The organism is Thalassovita taeanensis (genome assembly GCF_900110775.1).
GTDB classification, from domain to species: Bacteria; Pseudomonadota; Alphaproteobacteria; order Rhodobacterales; family Rhodobacteraceae; genus Litorimicrobium; species Litorimicrobium taeanense.
In genome coordinates this window covers 182,932-200,318 of the sequence record NZ_FOEP01000003.1, presented here as the reverse complement: position 1 = coordinate 200,318, position 17,387 = coordinate 182,932, and the positions used below count along the sequence as shown (strand labels likewise).

17 protein-coding genes and 1 pseudogene are annotated in these 17,387 nt (G+C 60.9%); 8 read left to right on the top strand and 10 right to left on the bottom strand.

Features of this window, described 5'->3' with window-relative positions; all coding sequences use genetic code 11:
- Position 1: 1 nt before the first annotated feature.
- Positions 2 to 1,597: an FAD-binding oxidoreductase gene (locus BSF79_RS05715; protein WP_175545269.1), complete on the bottom strand. Its 1,596-nt coding sequence runs from the start codon at positions 1,595 to 1,597 to the stop codon at positions 2 to 4.
- Between the two features lie 383 nt (positions 1,598 to 1,980).
- Between BSF79_RS05715 and BSF79_RS05710 the strand changes: the two genes are divergently transcribed.
- On the top strand, positions 1,981 to 2,373 hold the full coding sequence (locus BSF79_RS05710) for a VOC family protein (protein ID WP_090268895.1): 393 nt from the start codon (positions 1,981 to 1,983) through the stop codon (positions 2,371 to 2,373).
- A gap of 3 nt (positions 2,374 to 2,376) precedes the next feature.
- A pseudogene (locus tag BSF79_RS05705) lies at positions 2,377 to 2,628 on the top strand (helix-turn-helix transcriptional regulator); the annotation flags it as partial.
- Positions 2,629 to 2,676: 48 nt separating this feature from the next.
- On the opposite strand, the gene BSF79_RS05700 reads toward BSF79_RS05705, so the two are convergent.
- The 3 genes from BSF79_RS05700 to BSF79_RS05690 form a co-directional block, all read right to left on the bottom strand.
- Positions 2,677 to 3,561: an acyl-CoA thioesterase gene (locus BSF79_RS05700; protein ID WP_090268894.1), complete on the bottom strand. Its 885-nt coding sequence runs from the start codon at positions 3,559 to 3,561 to the stop codon at positions 2,677 to 2,679.
- Positions 3,562 to 3,648: 87 nt separating this feature from the next.
- Positions 3,649 to 4,626, bottom strand: coding sequence for a cation diffusion facilitator family transporter (locus BSF79_RS05695; RefSeq protein WP_090268893.1), 978 nt, complete (start codon positions 4,624 to 4,626; stop codon positions 3,649 to 3,651).
- A 9-nt stretch (positions 4,627 to 4,635) separates the two neighbouring features.
- Entirely contained in the window at positions 4,636 to 5,562 is a 927-nt protein-coding gene (locus BSF79_RS05690) for an ABC transporter ATP-binding protein (protein WP_090269095.1), read from the bottom strand.
- A 75-nt stretch (positions 5,563 to 5,637) separates the two neighbouring features.
- Here BSF79_RS05690 and BSF79_RS05685 point away from each other — a divergent pair, with 75 nt between their 5' ends.
- The gene (locus BSF79_RS05685) at positions 5,638 to 5,814 is read left to right on the top strand and encodes a zinc-finger domain-containing protein (RefSeq protein WP_090268892.1); all 177 of its coding nucleotides are present in this window, start codon (positions 5,638 to 5,640) and stop codon (positions 5,812 to 5,814) included.
- Between the two features lie 140 nt (positions 5,815 to 5,954).
- Positions 5,955 to 8,759, top strand: coding sequence for a DNA polymerase I (gene polA / locus BSF79_RS05680; RefSeq protein WP_090268891.1), 2,805 nt, complete (start codon positions 5,955 to 5,957; stop codon positions 8,757 to 8,759).
- Between the two features lie 13 nt (positions 8,760 to 8,772).
- On the opposite strand, the gene BSF79_RS05675 is transcribed toward polA, so the two are convergent.
- The 3 genes from BSF79_RS05675 to BSF79_RS05665 all read right to left on the bottom strand — a co-directional run bounded on the left by BSF79_RS05675 (position 8,773) and on the right by BSF79_RS05665 (position 11,333).
- Positions 8,773 to 9,288, bottom strand: coding sequence for a DUF1203 domain-containing protein (locus BSF79_RS05675; RefSeq protein WP_090268890.1), 516 nt, complete (start codon positions 9,286 to 9,288; stop codon positions 8,773 to 8,775).
- A 75-nt stretch (positions 9,289 to 9,363) separates the two neighbouring features.
- The gene (locus BSF79_RS05670; protein WP_090268889.1) at positions 9,364 to 9,747 is read right to left on the bottom strand and encodes a histidine triad nucleotide-binding protein; all 384 of its coding nucleotides are present in this window, start codon (positions 9,745 to 9,747) and stop codon (positions 9,364 to 9,366) included.
- Between the two features lie 8 nt (positions 9,748 to 9,755).
- Positions 9,756 to 11,333 (bottom strand): DUF5928 domain-containing protein, encoded by a 1,578-nt coding sequence (locus tag BSF79_RS05665; protein ID WP_090268888.1) that lies wholly within the window; start codon positions 11,331 to 11,333, stop codon positions 9,756 to 9,758.
- A 143-nt stretch (positions 11,334 to 11,476) separates the two neighbouring features.
- Between BSF79_RS05665 and BSF79_RS05660 the strand changes: the two genes are divergently transcribed.
- Together BSF79_RS05660 and BSF79_RS05655 are read left to right on the top strand one after the other, a co-directional pair.
- Positions 11,477 to 12,295: a sulfotransferase family protein gene (locus BSF79_RS05660; protein ID WP_090268887.1), complete on the top strand. Its 819-nt coding sequence runs from the start codon at positions 11,477 to 11,479 to the stop codon at positions 12,293 to 12,295.
- A 107-nt stretch (positions 12,296 to 12,402) separates the two neighbouring features.
- Complete coding sequence (locus BSF79_RS05655) at positions 12,403 to 13,218, top strand: phosphate ABC transporter ATP-binding protein (RefSeq protein WP_090269094.1); 816 nt, start codon at positions 12,403 to 12,405, stop codon at positions 13,216 to 13,218.
- A 229-nt stretch (positions 13,219 to 13,447) separates the two neighbouring features.
- Here the strand turns inward: BSF79_RS05655 and BSF79_RS05650 are convergent, their stop codons facing one another.
- Together BSF79_RS05650 and nth are read right to left on the bottom strand one after the other, a co-directional pair.
- Positions 13,448 to 14,434 (bottom strand): adenosine kinase, encoded by a 987-nt coding sequence (locus BSF79_RS05650; protein ID WP_090268886.1) that lies wholly within the window; start codon positions 14,432 to 14,434, stop codon positions 13,448 to 13,450.
- A complete protein-coding gene (nth, locus tag BSF79_RS05645) occupies positions 14,431 to 15,075 on the bottom strand; it encodes an endonuclease III (protein ID WP_090268885.1) in 645 nt (214 codons plus the stop codon). The genes BSF79_RS05650 and nth overlap by 4 nt, the downstream gene beginning before the upstream one ends.
- 130 nt (positions 15,076 to 15,205) lie before the next feature.
- Here nth and BSF79_RS05640 point away from each other — a divergent pair, with 130 nt between their 5' ends.
- Both BSF79_RS05640 and BSF79_RS05635 read left to right on the top strand, forming a co-directional pair.
- Positions 15,206 to 16,045 (top strand): methylated-DNA--[protein]-cysteine S-methyltransferase, encoded by an 840-nt coding sequence (locus BSF79_RS05640; RefSeq protein WP_090268884.1) that lies wholly within the window; start codon positions 15,206 to 15,208, stop codon positions 16,043 to 16,045.
- 117 nt (positions 16,046 to 16,162) lie between these two features.
- Complete coding sequence (locus BSF79_RS05635) at positions 16,163 to 16,831, top strand: YiaD family glycine zipper/OmpA-like lipoprotein (RefSeq protein ID WP_483887644.1); 669 nt, start codon at positions 16,163 to 16,165, stop codon at positions 16,829 to 16,831.
- A 126-nt stretch (positions 16,832 to 16,957) separates the two neighbouring features.
- Here the strand turns inward: BSF79_RS05635 and BSF79_RS05630 are convergent, their stop codons facing one another.
- On the bottom strand, positions 16,958 to 17,356 hold the full coding sequence (locus BSF79_RS05630) for a VOC family protein (protein WP_090268882.1): 399 nt from the start codon (positions 17,354 to 17,356) through the stop codon (positions 16,958 to 16,960).
- Between the last annotated feature and the right edge of the window lie 31 nt (positions 17,357 to 17,387).

The following is a 17,387-nucleotide window of genomic DNA, read 5'->3' as shown; positions in this document are numbered from 1 at the left end:
TTCAATCCGCTGACTTGGACGCCAAAAGAGAGGCATTCGCCCCCATAACGCCACCGGCAAAGTTGATGTCGCCGCGTGCGGCCTTGACCAGATGCTCGGGAAAATCGCTCAGGTCCGGGGCGGCATCCCCCAAAACACTCACCTGCGGCACCTGCTGCGCGAAGGTGAACACGTTGTTCGGATCGTACTTGGTCTTGATCAAGCTGAGAAACGGCACTGCCCCACCCCAATAGTTCACCGTATAGTCCGGCGCGCTGAGGCTGGCGTAGTTTTGATAAATCTCGCCATTCCAATGCGGCTCCATCAAGGCCTTCCAGCCATCAAGGAAAGCCTCGCATTTGGCTTGATCGTCAGAATCGACCCAATAAACATCCATCACCGCATCATAGGCCGCATTGCGGTGAACAAAGGCGGTGTCATACGTCGGCACGCTGTTGATCGCTCCACCGTAGAATTCAAGATACATGTAAGCCATGTTCACCGGCGCGAGTGTGAAATATGCAATCAACTCATACCAATCGGCATTTGTCAGCATCGCCTCCACATAGCGCGATGCCTTATCCTCGAAGGGGATCTGGTCCAGCATCGGCATCGATTGCGGCACGTTCAGCAGCTCGTCATTCAGCACGATATAGCGCGCCGTTTTGGTCCACTGGGTGATACAGCCCGGCAGGGCCTGCAATGGGGCAATCGCTTGGGCGCCATCCTCGGACGATCCAACATACAGACCCCGCACCATGAAAAACGGCGTCAACGGCGTGTTGGGGGGCGGCGGCTGGTCCACATAGATCTGACTTTGGAAACACAGCGACACCTGAATCGTCATATTCGGATCGCAGTTCCCCGACAGCATGTAATCGGACTGCAACAGCATCATCGCATCTGCGGCTTTCTGGATATCGTCAGGCGTGTCCAGCTTCCAGATCAACGCCCAGCCGTAAGCCGTGTCCAGATCGTGCAACTGATAGGTCACGCTTAAAAGCACACCAAAGTTGCCGCCCGTTCCGCCCAGCATGGCCCACATCAGGTCGACGTTCTGCTGCTTGCTCGCCGTCACGATAGACCCATCCGCCAGCATGACCCGCATGCTCAGGACATTGTCGCAGTTCATCCCGTATTTGACCGAGGTAAAGCCGTACCCACCACCCTGCACATAGCCGCCGATGCAAACGTCCGGGCATTCGCCGCCCGGCACATGCAGGCCGTATTGGTTCAGGGTCTTGTTGAAGCTGCCAAAATCCACACCGCAACCAACCGTTGCGGTTTTGACAAGCGGATCAATATGCACCGAATCCAGCGATTTCACATCGATCAGAACACCCGGCCCGGTCGAGAATCCCGCCGTGCAATGCCCCCCCGAACGCAAACAGAACAGCAGCCCGCAAGTGGTTGCATAGTCCAGCGCGATCGCCACATCGCTTTCGACCTCGCAATAGATAATCATGACCGGATAGCTGTCAAAAATCGGGTTAAAAATCTTACGGTCTTCGTTGTAATCCGGCATCCCCGGCAGCACGATATAGCCTTGCAGACCGGTTTGTGCGGCCTTGGTCGCCTCCAGAGAAACATTCAGCGTATCGAATACCTTAGGATCCAATTTCTCCCACGCTGCGAACAAATTCTGATTGCGTTCCCGCGTTCTGGAATAGCTTGAGACCATTTGGACCTCCTGTTTGAAAAGATAAAATATTCTCGCAAAACAGACGCACTAATACTCCACCCTATTTGGCGGCTTTACCAAACTTGAATCAACGTCAGTAAACACGCGCATTCAAGCCCGTATTTCACTGGATGTCGAGCGGTCAGTGTCGGCTCGTTCTTCGATCTTGGCGCACGGACCGCTCAGAAAAATGACAAAACGCGTTACACCACCCCCGAAGCCTGACCAACACGGGGGCGATCACGCGCAAAATCCTGAGCAGTACTGACAGAAGGCTCTCAGCATCCCTGTGCCATATTGGCTCAACTGCAACTCACCTGATGGAGACCAAAATGACCTTCGCCCCCAAAGACCCGGTTGTCTGGACCGAGATTCGCATGTCCGACCTTGTCAAAGCCACCGCCTTCTATGGCACCGTGCTGCAAAACGGCATGCGTATCACCACGGATATGGGCCCCACGCCCATGGCCGTATTCCCCGCCGCCGAACAATCCGGCGTCGCCGGAAACCTGGTCGAAGGCACACACGCCGCCCCCGGCACCGGCAACATCATCCACTTGGCCATCCCCGATACACTGGCCGAGGTCCGCAAACGCGTGATCGCCGCTGGCAGCACCGCCTCGGACGACGACATGACCATCCCTTCGGGCACATTTTTTTACGCCAGCGACCCGGACGGGAAGACAACCGGGTTCTACCGGCCCAAAGGATAGCCCATGCGCCGCGCCGACCGCCTGCTTCAGATCGTTCAATATCTCAGGGGCGGTCGGCTGCTGATGGCGGCACAGCTGGCAGACAAGCTCGAGGTCACCCCGCAGACGATTTACCGCGACGTGGCTGACCTGATCGGCGCGGGCGTGCCGATCGAAGGCGAAGCCGGCGTCGGATACCTGATGCGCGACGGCTATGACCTGCCGCCGCTGATGTTCACCTCGGATGGAATTGTGGCGCTGGTCGCTGGCGCGCGGCAGGGCAACAGCCTGCGACAACCGCCACAGGCCACCGCACAAATCAGCTCAGCCTTTGGTGTCGTAGTGGCGCACCAGCCCCTCTTGCGCCACGCTCGCCACAAGGCGCCCATCGCGCGTAAACAGCTGCCCGCGGTTGAACCCGCGCGCGCCACCGGCCCAAGGGCTGTCCATCGAATACAAAAGCCATTCGTCCATGCGGAAATCATCATGGAACCACAGCGCGTGATCCAGGCTGGCGAACTGCATGTCCCGGTCAAGAAAGGTCTTGCCATACATCAACATACAGGTGCTCAGCAGCCCGAAATCCGAGGTATAGGCCAACGCCGCCCGGTGCATCGCCGGGTCATCCCCAAATGCGCCCCGTGCCCGGATCCAGATATTCTGGTTTGGCTCCTGTGCCTCGCGCACAAAAGGCGGGCGCAGTTGAACCGGGCGCATTTCGATCGGGCGCGGCGTGTCCAGCCAGTTCAAAAACACTTCGGGCAACTGGTCCCGCATCCCTGCGGCAATCTGTTGCTCGCTTTCCAGATCCTCGGGCATTGGCACGTCGGGCATCTTGTCCTGATGATGGAACCCTGACTCTTTCCCATGGAACGACGCCGCAAGGTTCAGGATCGGCTTGCCCGCCTGAACCGCCACCACCCGCCGGGTGGCAAAGCTGCGCCCGTCTCGGTCGCGCTCGACCTGATACAGCACGGGCTGTGTCGCATCGCCGGGGCGCATGAAATAGCCGTGCAGCGAATGCACCGGCCGATCCTCGCCCACGGTCCGGATCGCCGACATCAACGCCTGCCCGATCACCTGACCGCCAAAAGACCGCCCCTGCCCCTCAGGCGTCGCAATGCCAAGGAAATAATTATCCTCGACCCGCTCCACACCCAACACGCTGTGCAGCCACCCGGCCATATCTGTCTCGTCGCCCTGCGTCATTCACTCTGTCCTTTCGCCATTCTTCCCCCGAACCGATCCCATCGGCTGCCGGGGTTCAAGCGTTTTGTTGCACCTGCCGCAAAGCTTTCAGTGCCCGATCACCTGCTGGTCCATGCACTGCGCCCCGGGTTCTTCCAGCTCCAGCACGGTGTGGGAAATGTCGAACCGACTGCTCAACACCTGCTTGACCGACGCCTTGACCACCTCGGCCGGGTGCGATCCATCCAGCACCACATGCGTGTCCAGCGCGACCTCATGCTCCTGCATCCGCCACAGATGCAGGTGGTGCACACTGTCCACGCCCTCGACCGCGCGCAGGCTGTCCAGGACCTGATCCAAATTGGTATCCTCGGGGCTGGCCAGCATCAGAATGCGGATCACCGGCATGATCCCCTGCCAACTGTGCCACAAGATATACCCCGAGATCAGCAGCGTCACTATCGGGTCCACCAGCCGCCAGTCGTACAGCAGGATCAGCGTCCCGCCCACGATCACCGCGACCGAGCCCATCGCGTCCGCCACATTGTGCAGGAACGCCGCGCGCATATTGGCGCTTTCCTTGCTCAGCCGGAACACCAGAAGCGCCGTCACCGTGTCGATCAGCAACGCCACCGCCGCGACCACAACCACGATCCAGCCCTCGACCTCGGCCGGGTTGAACAACCGCTGCACGCCCTCAGCCGCCAGATAGACCGCCACCACGATCAGCGTGGTATAGTTGATCAGCGCCGCCACCACCTCGGCCCGGCCATAGCCAAAGGTCATGGTTTCATCCGCCGGGCGCTTGCCGATCCGCCGGGCGAAAAACGCGATCACCAACGACAAGGCATCGCTCAGGTTGTGGATCGCATCCGCAACCAGCGCCAGTGAGCCGGAAATGACCCCCGCCACGATCTGCGCCAGCGTCAGCAGGATATTGACCACCACCGCCGCGACGACGCGCTTGTCGCCACCGTCCAGATCGGGGTGATGGTGGTGATGCCCGTGACCGTGGCCATGCCCCTTGCCACCCCCGTGGTCATGTTTGTGGTCATGTCCGTGGTCGTGGTTATGGTCATCCGCCATGGTTCATCCTCAGCTTCGGGTCAGCTCCAGGAACACATCCTGAAGATCTGCCTCTTCGGTTTTTACGTCGCGAATGCGAATCCCGGCGTTACGCACGGCTTCAAGCACCTGCTCCGCCGAGGTTTCATGCGCATGATAGTTCAGCACAAGCGCCCCGTCAGCGCGCTGCTCGACCACGATCCCCGGCGCCTGCGGCAGGGTGGTCGGGGCGGTTTCAGGGTGAATGACCATGGCCTTGGCGTCAATCCGGCCCAGCAAGTTGGCGGTGCTGTCGCGCGCCACCACCTCGCCCTGATTGATGATGGCGATCTGGTCGCACATCTCTTCGGCTTCTTCCAGGTAATGCGTCGTCAGAATGATCGTCATGCCCTGTTCGTTCAGCTTGCGCACATTGGCCCACAGCATCTGCCGCAGCTCGATATCCACCCCCGCCGTCGGCTCGTCCAGCACCAGAATATGTGGATGATGCACCAAGGCCTTGCCCAGCAGCAACCGCCGCCGCATTCCGCCTGACAGGGTGCGGGCATAGGCATCGGCCTTGTCCTCCAACCCGATCAGCGCCAGAATTTCGTCGCTTTTGCGCTGTGCCTTCGGCACGCCGTACAGACCGGCCTGAACCTCCAACGCGCCACGCGGGCTGAAGAATGGATCAAGATTCAGCTCCTGCGGCATCACCCCGATCGAGGCGCGGCTCTGACGCGGGTTCACATCCTGATCGAAGCCCCAGATCGTCACATGCCCCGCCGTCTTGGTCACCAACCCGGCCAGAATGTTGATCAGTGTCGATTTCCCGGCGCCGTTCGGCCCCAACAGGCCAAAAACCGACCCCTGCGGAATATCCAGATCAATGCCCTTGAGCGCCTCTTTGGCCGGTTGCCCCTTGGCCCCACCATAGGTCTTGCGCAGACCTCGGATTTCGATCGCATTGTCGCCCATGCCACTCTTGCCCCTGCCGGTTTGATCGCTCATAAATGCACCTAGAACTTTTGCAGCCAAAAGGAAACGTCCCAGATGACGACCCAAGCGCCGGAAACCAAGATTGTGGAAAGCTCCAAGATCGCCTGTGACGGTGGGGACGGCGCGCTTGGCCACCCTCGCGTCTGGCTGCATATTCCCGAAGATACGGGCTATGTCGAATGCCCCTATTGCGATGCGAAATATGTGCTCAAAGGCTCTGAGGCCGCATAACCCGCGACACCGCGCGGCGGTTCAGCGTGGCGCAGTGAGTATTTGCATCAGAAAGAAACACAGGATGTGATGCCATCTGGCCGTGGCGCGCGCCGCGTGGCAGGCATTGGCCGCGTCGCACACACAGGGAGACACGTGTGATGGATTTCGGAAAAGGTTGCCACCTGCACCTGATCGACGGCTCGGCCTTCATCTTTCGGGCCTATCATGCGTTGCCGCCCCTGACGCGTAAATCCGATGGCCTGCCGATCGGTGCCGTGGCCGGGTTCTGCAACATGTTGCAGCGCTATATCGACGGCAACAATGGGTCAGACGCCCCCACCCATGTCGCGGTGATTTTCGACAAGGGCAGCCACACGTTTCGCAACGACCTTTACGACCTCTACAAGGCCAACCGCGAAGCCATGCCCGAGGATCTGCGCCCGCAGATGCCCCTGACCCGGCGCGCGACCGAAGCGTTCAACATCGCGTGCAAGGAGCTTGAAGGGTTCGAGGCCGACGACATCATCGCCACCCTGTCCTGTCAGGCGCGCGATGCCGGTGGGCAGGTGACAATCATTTCCTCGGACAAGGATCTGATGCAGCTGGTTGGCGGCGGTGTGGAAATGTTCGACGCCATGAAGAACAAGCGCATCGACCGCGATGGCGTGATCGAGAAATTCGGCGTGCCGCCGGAACGCGTGGTGGATGTTCAGGCGCTGGCCGGCGACAGCGTCGATAACGTGCCCGGCGCGCCCGGCATTGGCATCAAAACCGCCGCCTTGCTGATCAATGAATACGGCGATCTGGAAACCTTGCTTGACCGCGCGGGTGAAATCAAACAGCCCAAGCGCCGCGAGACCCTGATCGAAAAGCGCGCCCAGATCGAGCTGTCGCGCAAGTTGGTCGAACTGGACTGCAACACGCCGCTGGACTTCACCCTGGATGATCTTGAGGTCCGCGAGCCCGACCCCGAAACCCTGCTGACGTTCCTGACCGAAATGGAATTCCGCACCCTGACCAAGCGGATTTCCGACGCACTTGGCGTGGCCGCCCCCGCCATCCCTGACACCGACCCCGCAGGTGCCGAGCCCGGTGCGCCGGATACGCCCTCCGCCCTGCCCTTTGCCCCCGATACCTATGCCCGCATTGCGGATATGCCCGCGCTTGAGGGCTGGATCGCGCAGGCGTATGAGCGGGGCTATGTCGCAGTCGATACCGAAACCACCTCGCTGGACGAAATGCGCGCCGAACTGGTGGGCATTTCGCTGTGTATCGAGGCCGGGCAGGCCTGCTATATCCCGCTGACCCACAAACAGGGCGCCGCCGACGACCTGTTTGGCTCTGACACGCTGGCCAAGGGGCAGTTGAACAGCGATGCGGTTCTAGCCGCGCTAAAGCCGCTTCTGGAAGATCCCTCAGTTCTGAAAATCGGCCAGAACATGAAATACGACGCCAAGATTTTCGCCCGCCGCGGCGTGCGCGTGGCCCCGATCGACGACACCATGCTGATGTCCTATGCGATGAACGCGGGCCTGCATGGCCACGGCATGGATACGCTCTCGGAACGCTACCTGAACCACACGCCGATCCCGATTAAATCACTGCTCGGCTCGGGCAAATCCATGATCACCTTCGACCGCGTGCCGATCGACGACGCCGTGAAATATGCCGCCGAAGACGCCGACATCACCCTGCGCCTGTGGCAGCTTTTCAAACCACAGCTGCACCAAACCCGCGTCACCACCGTCTATGAAACCCTCGAACGCCCGCTGGTGCCGGTGCTGGCCCAAATGGAAATGGCAGGCATCAAGGTCGACCGCGATACACTCAGCCGCATGTCCAACGCCTTTGCCCAGAAAATGGCCGGGCTCGAGGCAGAAATTCACGAGCTCGCGGGCGAGACGTTCAACGTCGGCTCCCCAAAACAACTGGGCGAAATTCTGTTCGACAAAATGGCCCTCGAGGGCGGCAAGAAAGGCAAGACCGGCGCCTATGCCACCGGTGCCGACGTGCTCGAAGACCTCGCCACCGAACACGACCTGCCCGCCCGCGTGCTCGACTGGCGCCAGCTCAGCAAGCTGAAATCCACCTATACCGACGCGCTTCAGGACCATATCAACCCCGAAACCGGCCGCGTCCACACCTCCTATCTGCAAACCGGTGCCAATACCGGCCGTCTCGCCTCCTCCGACCCGAACCTGCAAAACATTCCCGTCCGCTCGGAAGAAGGCCGCCGCATCCGCGAAGCCTTCATCGCGGGCGAAGGCAAAACCCTGATCAGCCTCGACTACTCTCAGATCGAACTGCGCATTCTGGCGGAAATGGCCGACATCGACGCCCTGAAAGAGGCGTTCAAACAGGGGCAGGACATCCACGCCATGACCGCCTCCGAAATGTTCGGCGTCCCGATGGAGGACATGACCCCCGACATCCGCCGCCGCGCCAAGGCGATCAACTTCGGCGTGATCTACGGGATCTCTGGCTTCGGCCTCGCCCGCAACCTGCGCATCCCGCGGGCCGAGGCGCAGGGCTTCATCGACCGCTACTTCGAACGCTTCCCCGGCATCCGCAGCTATATGGATGCGACCAAAGCCTTCGCCAAAGAGCACGGCTATGTCCAAACCATGTTCGGTCGCAAGATCCACACACCAGAGATCGCCGCCAAAGGCCCCCGCGCCGGTTTCGCACAGCGCGCCGCGATCAACGCACCGATCCAAGGCACCGCCGCTGACGTGATTCGCCGCGCCATGGTGCGCATGCCCGCAGCCATCGCCGATCTGCCCGCCACGATGCTGCTACAGGTGCATGACGAATTGCTGTTCGAGGTCGACGAAAACGCCACCGATCAGGTCATCGCCGTCGCGCGCGAGATCATGGAAGGCGCCGCCGCCCCCGTCCTGCACCTCTCGGTGCCGCTGACCGTGGACGCAGGCCAAGGCCACAACTGGGCCGAGGCGCATTAACCCCACATCAAGGTTAACGCGCCTCGCGTTTCTTTCTGATCAAAATACTCTCGCCGAAGGCGTCCTGAGCCCGATCAACCCGCAGCTGATAACAATTGTTGCGCGCCGATCGCACATGCACATAGGCCACACGCGGATCCGCCAGATGCGCCTCGGCCCGCGCGCTGATCGCCTCGGTCGGGACCACCGCCCCCGTGCCATAAATGATCCGGTCATCCGGGCCATAGCCACGCACGATATACTCGGGCGAGGCCAGCATCTCGGGCACAGCTTCGCCCCCACCACGCGCGCAGGGCTCAGCACACAGGAAAATCGGGCCGACTTCGGCATAGGGCTGCGGTGCCGGGAACGGTCGATGCGCCAAGATCAGCATCCCGGCCCCCTCTGCAATCATCCGCAGGCAGTGACGGCAAGGATTGCCGCCCCCCTCTGATACGGCGCGCTCGGGCACCTGTCCGTTGGCGTCGTGCGCCCCTTGTTGATAGGCGCGCACGACCTCGGTCGGCAAAGCGACAAAAGTCATGGCCATTGCAGGGTTTCCTTTCGGCCCCACCCTGCCGCACGCACACCCCCGAAAACGACCCGGTTCCTGCGCAATCGCGCCTTACTCGGCTTTCGGCACCATCCGCCCCATCCAGCGACCACCCAGAATATGGATATGCAGATGCGGTACTTCCTGCACCCCGGCCTCGCCCGCGTTCGAAATCATCCGATACCCGCCGCCGCCCATGCCAGGCTGCACGTCCATCATCTTGCAGACCTCGCCCACGGTGCGGTTGAAATCCACGATCTCGTCGGCCTCAGCCTCCAGCGCGAAATGATCATAGGTCACATACGGCCCCTTGGGGATCACCAGCACATGCACCGGCGCCTGCGGGCGAATGTCGTGAAACGCCAGCGAGTGCTCGGTCTCCAGCACTGTCTTGTTAGGAATCTCGCCGCGCAAAATCTTGGCGAAAATGTTATTCTCATCATAGGCATAAGCCATCGCGCACCTCAGTCTGCAAAAAGGTAATCCGTCGAAACGATCTCATGCGCCTTGTCCTGAGAGATGCCCAGAAAACGGCTCACGCTGACCGCGTTGCTCTCGAAACTGTCAGTCTCCCGCATCCGGTTCAAGTTTTCAAAACTCGCGTCCCGGATCGCGTCGCTTTCAAATGTCATGTCATGGCGGATCGTCGGCAGCAACCGCTCCAACGTCTCCGGCGAGGTCTGCTCGCCCGCCAGCCCCACCCGCATGGCATGACCGGTCAGGTATTCGTCGGAAAACCGGCATTCCACTTCCAACAGGCGCGTCGTGGACCGGTCACCACAAAAATCATGCAACAGGTCAATCGCGCCCGGATCCAGACAGATGATCAGACGGTCACTGTCGAAATAATCAAACAGCATCCGCATCAGCGCCCGCCGGTGCCGCGTCCGCTTGCCCAAAGTCGACTGGATCCCGCCCAAATCGGGCAGTGGCGTGCTTTCTTCGTTGAACAGATACTCGATGGCCGGAATATTCGTCACCTGACGTACATTCTCCAGCAGCCGCTTTGCGACGTGCCATTTCTTGCAGATCACGATCAGCAACTCGCGCTCGCGGCCCAGCGTGCTTTCGGTTTCCCAGAACCGCATCCCGAACCGCCGCCCCATCCGGCCGCGCCCGGTCAGAAACTGATACAGGCTGCGCCCCTCGTTCGAGACCTTGAACTCCACGCCCTCCGCCGCATACAGCGCCCCCAGCCGCGATTTCAGCTCTTTCGCCTCGGGGCTGATTTTGCGCGCAAACAGGAAATCCTGACTCAACAACAGATCATAGTGGTCGTTGTAAAACGTCACCGGCATTCCGTAATCCGAGAACAGCAAAAACGTCAGCGTGCGCGCCTTGATCTCATCTTCGGGCACCAGATGCCGCACCAGCGTCTGGAAAAATGTCTCATCCGGGATCCAGGTCGTGCGGAAAAACGCCATCACATCCTTGCGCGTCCGGGTAAACTCCATGATCCACTCGATTGTCCGGCGGCGCAGGCACCACCACTGACTGCCGATCTGCACTTGAATATCCGCCGGAACATCGCGCGTCAGCCCCAGCTTTTTCTGCGCCATATAGCTCCAGTAATAGCGCTTGGGCTGGGTGCGTTCATTGAAATAGTGCCGGTAAACCAACCGGTCTTCCTTCATCCCGGTTTTGATCCAGTCGCTTTCGAAGAAATCGAAACTTTCGACATAGTCGCAGTCGCGTTCGTCCAGAAACTCATGGACGTATTCCGCCGACTTGATCGCCATGCAGTCGCCCGACAGCATATAGAAATGCGTTGCCCGCGGAAACGCCTCCAACGCCGCGCTGACGGCGTTCAGCGTCGCCTGCACCAAGGACCACTCCCCCCAGCCGCATTTGATTCGCTTGCGCGCGAAGGTGACGTTGGGATTGCCCGCCAAAGCCTGACGGATCGCCCAAAAATGCGCGGGCTTGGCACGCGCATCGAAATGGATCGCCATGTAGTCACCGGCCGCCGTCAGACGCTCGGCCTGCTTGATGATGGCATCCGGGTCCTTGTGGCACAGAAGGATGAACGCAATTCTTGCCATTTCGGAAACGACGACCCCTGCTTTTCGCTATTGTTTACCTAGATAAAGGTGAACCGAGATTGAATAAACCGACTTTCTTTGCTTTTTTACAAGTTGTTATAAACAACCATACTAAAAGACGCACCAATTGGAGGCATTGTTTCATGGGTTTTCCCGGCACTTGGATGACCGAAAGCGAAAGCGTGGTCTACCGCGTCGTTCCGAAATGCGCCTGCTCGACCATCGGGCAGATCATTTATTATTCTGATCACGGCAAGTTTTTCGATGGCGATATCCACGATGCCAAGGACGGAATGCACAAATGGGCCTTCGACGACAGCCAGTCCCTGATCGAAGAGACCGTGAAGACCCACAGCTCCTATGCCTTCACCTGCGTGCGCAACCCCTATACCCGCATCCTGTCCAGCTTCTTTGACAAGATCTGCGGCATTCAGCGCAACGGCAAACGCTATCGCGGCAACCTCGTGCCGCTGCTGATTCAGAAATACGGGATCGAGGTCGGCGGCGATGACGGCAAAGACGACTTCGATCAGATAAAAAGCTTCCGTCGCTTCCTGCTGTTCGCGCGCGATACCATCCGCTGGCGCAAACCGATGGACCCGGACATTCATTGGTCAGCCATGTCTGGCCATGTCTCGACCTTTATCGCCAACGGCGGGCAATACGACCGCATCATCTGGACCGAAAAGTTCAACGATGGCATGCAACAGGTGCTGGACGCCATCGAGACCCCGAAAAAGGTCGATCTGGCCAAAATCCCGCGCTTCAACGAATCCGAAGGCCACGGCCCCAAACGCGCCCACCCAGTCGAGGATTACTTCGACGACCTGTCGATGCACCTGATCTATGAAATCTACAAACGTGACTTCGACCTGTTCAAATATGATTTTCAGGATCCCTCGAACAAAATGCCAATCGGCGAGATCGACCTGGACGAGGTGCACGCCAAGCTCGGCGGGTAACAGATTCATGAATTTTTCATGAAGATTTACCGAAACACGACCCAGATCAAATAGCGCCCCCGCGATCTGTGGCCTCCTGCCCGCGACACACCGGACAGGAGGCCATGATGCTTGATGAATTCACTGCCCCGAATACCCCGACACACCCGCCCCGCTCCAACCGCGCACCGATCTTGTCGGTTCGCGACCTCAACCTGTGGTACGATGAAAAACAGGCGCTGGAAGACGTCAATTTCGACCTCTTCCCAAGCGAGATCCTCGCCTTCATCGGCCCCTCGGGCTGCGGCAAATCCACCGCGCTGAAATGCCTGAACCGCATGCATGACGATGTGCGAAGCGTGCACTGCACCGGCACCATCACCCTGCACGGCGAAGACATCCGCGCGCCTTGGGTCGACCCGCCGATGCTGCGCCGCCGCTTCGGTTGGGTGGCGCAAAAGCCCAACCCCTTCCCCGCCACGATCTGGGACAACGTCGCTTACGGCCCACGCATCCACGGGCTGATGCGCACCCATGCGGATATGGAAGCCCATGTCGAAGACTGCCTGCGCCGCGCCCACCTGTGGGACGAGGTCAAGGACGAGCTGCACACCAAGGACGGCACTGACCTGTCCGGCGGCCAGCAGCAACGCCTGTGCATCGCCCGCGCCCTGTCCACACAGCCCGAGATCCTGCTGATGGACGAGCCCACCGGCTCCATCGACCCGATCGCCACCGCCAAGGTCGAGGAATTGATGCTGACCCTGCGCCCCGATCATTCAGTTGTCGTCATCACCCACTCGATGAACGAGGCCCGCCGCGTCGCGGACCGGGTTGCCTATTTTCACCTCGGTCGGTTGCTGGAAATCGGCCCGACGGAACAGATATTCACCGCCCCGAGCCACGAAGAAACGCGCCGCTTCATCGCTGGTGAGTTTGGCTGACCCTGCGCAGTGAGTATTTCTGTCAGAAAGAAACCAGTAACGGCCCATTAAGGTTAATGCGCGATGATGACGTCGCGGTACAGGCTGGAGAGCCGATGACCGCTCAGAGAGAAGCCGCCCTGCCCTCCCCCCGATCCATTCCGATCGGCCCGGAGAGCGGGGCGCACATCTGTTTCTTTCTGATTCAAATACTCACTGCGAACCGGCGAGCCAAACGCCGCGCCAGTTGTTATCCGATCAGGCCCGCCTTGCGGAAAAGTGCTTTCAACTCGGCTTCGGGTCGCGCGCCGAAATGACTGATCACCTCGGCCGCTGCCACGCAGCCCATCCGCCCTGACACCTCAAGCGTCTGCCCGGTCGCATAGCCATAGAGGAACCCCGCCGCGAACTGATCGCCTGCGCCGGTTGCATCCACCGGCACGATCTCTTGTACCGGCACCACGGCCTTTTCGTCACCCTGCACCAGTACGACGTCGTGCCCGGAACGAGTGCACACCACCAGCCCGGCGTCCGTCGCCGCCTGTTCCAGAGCCGAAGACAGGTCCGTCTGATACAGCGCTTCCCACTCGTGCTGATTGCCGATCACATAGTCCAGTTCCTTGACCAGCTCGCGGAAACTGTCCCGGTGCCGGTCGACACAGAACGGATCGGACAGGGCGATCCCCGCCTTGCCGCCGCCCTTGCGGCACGCCCGTGCCGCGGCCTCGAATGCCTCTTTCCCCTTGGGCTTATCGTACAGATACCCTTCAAGGAACAGGATCGCCGCCTGCCCGGCGACATCCTCGGACACGTCCTCCGGGCCCAGATCGGACGAAATCCCCAGATAGGTGTTCATCGACCGCTCGCCATCCGGCGAGACAAAGATCATCGAACGCGAGGTCGGCAATTCGCCCCCCGGCACCGGCGCATTGACGAACTCGGTGCCGCCCTGCGCCATCTCGCTGGCATAAAATCGGCCCAACGCATCGTCATGCACCCGGCCAATGAACGCCGTCGACAGCCCCAGATTGCCCAGCCCCGCCAGCGTATTCGCGACCGAGCCGCCGGGCATCTGCCGCCGGTTCTGCATCGCACCATACAGCAACTCGCCGCGCTCGCGCTCGACCAGTTGCATGATGCCTTTCTGAATACCCATCAGCTCCAGGAAACTGTCGTCGGACTGACTGATTACATCGACGATGGCATTGCCGATCCCGACAACCTGATATTTCTTCATGGGGTCTTATCCTCAAATTCGCACAGATCACGGATCAGGCATGCATTACATTTCGGTTTACGCGCGACGCAGATATAGCGCCCGTGCAGGATCATCCAGTGGTGCGCATGGCGCTGAAAATCGGCTGGGATATTGTCTTCGATGGCGCGCTCGACTGCGATGACATCCTTGCCGGGGCACACGCCGCTGCGATTGCCGAAGCGGAAGATATGCGTATCCACCGCCTGTGCGGGCATCCCCCACCACATGTTCAGCACCACATTCGCGGTCTTGCGCCCCACCCCCGGCAGCGATTGCAGCGCCGCGCGAGAATTTGGCACCTCGCCATCGTATTCATCGACCAGGATCTGGCTCAACTTGATCACGTTCTTGGCCTTCTGGCGGAACAACCCGATTGTCTTGATATGCTCGGTCACGCCTTCCAGCCCCAGCGCCAGCATCTTTTCCGGCGTGTCGGCCACCGCAAACAACCCGCGCGTGGCCTTGTTCACCCCCGCATCGGTCGCCTGCGCGCTCAGCGCCACCGCCACCACCAGCGTATAGACGTTCACATGCTCCAACTCGCCCTTGGGCTCGGGCTCGGCCGCGTGGAACCGGGTAAAGATCTCTCGGATCGTGTGATAATCAAGCTGCTTGGCCATGTTTCCCCGTATGCCCAATGCCACGCGCCCGAACAAGTCCGCACACCTCTTTTGCGCAGTTTACCGCAACATTCGGGTCGCAGGGCCACAGCGCACTGCGCTATTGTCGCCATAACGACAGGAGGCCCCGATGCTGCACCAGCCGCCCGAACAGGGATACCACTACAACGTCATGCGCCGCGCGATCGACCTGATCGACGCGGGCGGGCCATCGCTGACCCTTGATCAGCTGGCCAATCAGATGGGGATGAGCCCCGCGCACTTCCAGCGCCTGTTCTCGCAATGGGCCGGGGTCTCGCCCAAGCGGTTTCAGCAATACCTGACGCTGGGCCACGCCAAGGCCCTGCTGGCCGCGCATTTCACCACCCTTGAGGCCGCCCACGCCACTGGTCTGTCCGGCACCGGGCGCCTGCATGACCTGTTCCTGCGATGGGAGGCCATGAGCCCCGGCGATTTCGCCCGCCGCGGCGCAGACCTGACCATTCACTTCGGCTGGTTCGACAGCCCGTTTGGCGAGGTGCTGGCAATGGGCACCGGTCGCGGCCTGTGCGGGCTGGGCTTTACCGCCGAATCCTCGCGCGGCCTTGCCATGGCCGACCTGACCGCCCGCTGGCCCAACGCGCAGTTCACCGAAAACCCCAACGCCATCGCCGCTTGGGTCGAAGCGGCCTTCGCGGGCAAAGGCGAAACCGCCCTGCACATGATCGGCGCACCCTTCCAGATCAAAGTCTGGGAGGCCCTGCTGCGCATCCCCTCAGGCCAGGTCACCACCTATTCCGAGATCGCACAAAGCATCGGCACCCCCCGCGCCGTGCGCGCCGTCGGCACCGCCGTGGGCCGCAACCCGGTCAGCTGGCTGATCCCCTGCCACCGTGCCCTGCGCAAATCCGGCGGGCTTGGCGGTTATCACTGGGGCCTGCCGATGAAACGCGCGATGCTGGCCTACGAATCCGCCCGCGCCGAAGGCTAATCCACGCCCCAATACGCGAAAAATCGCCGACCGCCCGATATTCAGGTCTTGGGATGGAACCATTGCGCCCATATATTCGTTGGTGATCCGATCCGTTCGGAAAAACCAATGAGGCAAATGTCCATGATCACCACCCGAGTTTCCAAAGCAGCCCTGCTTCTGGCAGGCGCATCGCTTCTGACCGTCACCGCCTGCACCGATCCCTCGCAGGTCGGCGGCACAAACCCCAACCAGAACACACAGCAAGGCGCCATTCTCGGCGGCGTTCTGGGGGCCGTCACCGGCGCCATGGTCAGCAAGGACGAGGGCAAAGGTGCCGTCATCGGCGGCCTGCTCGGCGCAGGCATCGGCGCGGGCATCGGCTATAACATCGACAAGCAAGAGGCCGAACTGCGCCAAAGCCTCGACAGCAACGTCCAGATCACCAACACTGGTGACCGCCTGATCGTGACCATGCCGCAAGACATCCTGTTCGCGACCGACAGCACCTATGTCCAGCCGATCCTGCAAGACGACCTGCGCGCCGTCGCCGCCAGCCTCAACCGCTATCCTGACTCGCGGGTTCAGGTCGTTGGCCACACCGACAACACCGGCTCGGCCGCTTATAACCTTGACCTGTCTCAGCGACGCGCCTCGTCGGTCTCCAGCATCCTGATCAACTCGGGCGTGTCGGCAAACCGGGTGCAGACCATTGGCCGGGGCGAGGATCAGCCCATCGCCACCAACCTCACCCCCCAAGGCCGCGCGCAAAACCGCCGCGTCGATATCGTGATCCTGCCGAACTGATCACCCAAAACCACCTGACCAAGGCGCGCCCTCCCCGGCGCGCCTTTTTCATGCCGGATCACCGCCAGCCCAACCAAAGGGCAGCCTCCGGCTGCCGATCCTCAGCGCGCCACCCCGGCGCGCACCTCACACCCGGTTCGACACCTCAATCAGGTTGCCATCCGGGTCCCGCAGATACAGCGACACAATCGGCCCGCCCGCCCCCGTGCGCGCCACCGGCCCGGCCTCAACCGCCACGCCCTGCGCTGCAAAATGCGCCTGCCACTGCGCCACCGCCACATCGCTCAGGAAACACAAATCAGCCGACCCCGCTGTCGCCCGCCGCGCCTTCGGCTCAAACTCCGCGCCCAACTGATGCAGGTTGATCTTCTGCGCGCCGAACCCCAGCGCCCACCGCATGCCGCCATCCGCCGCCACGAAACTCTGCGCCGTCATCCCCAGAACCGCCTCGTAAAACCGAACGGTCTCGGCAATATCCGCCACCGTCAGAACCAAATGATCCAAACCGCTCACCGCTGGCTGCATTTTCCCGATTGCTCCTGTTGCTGCGGCTCAG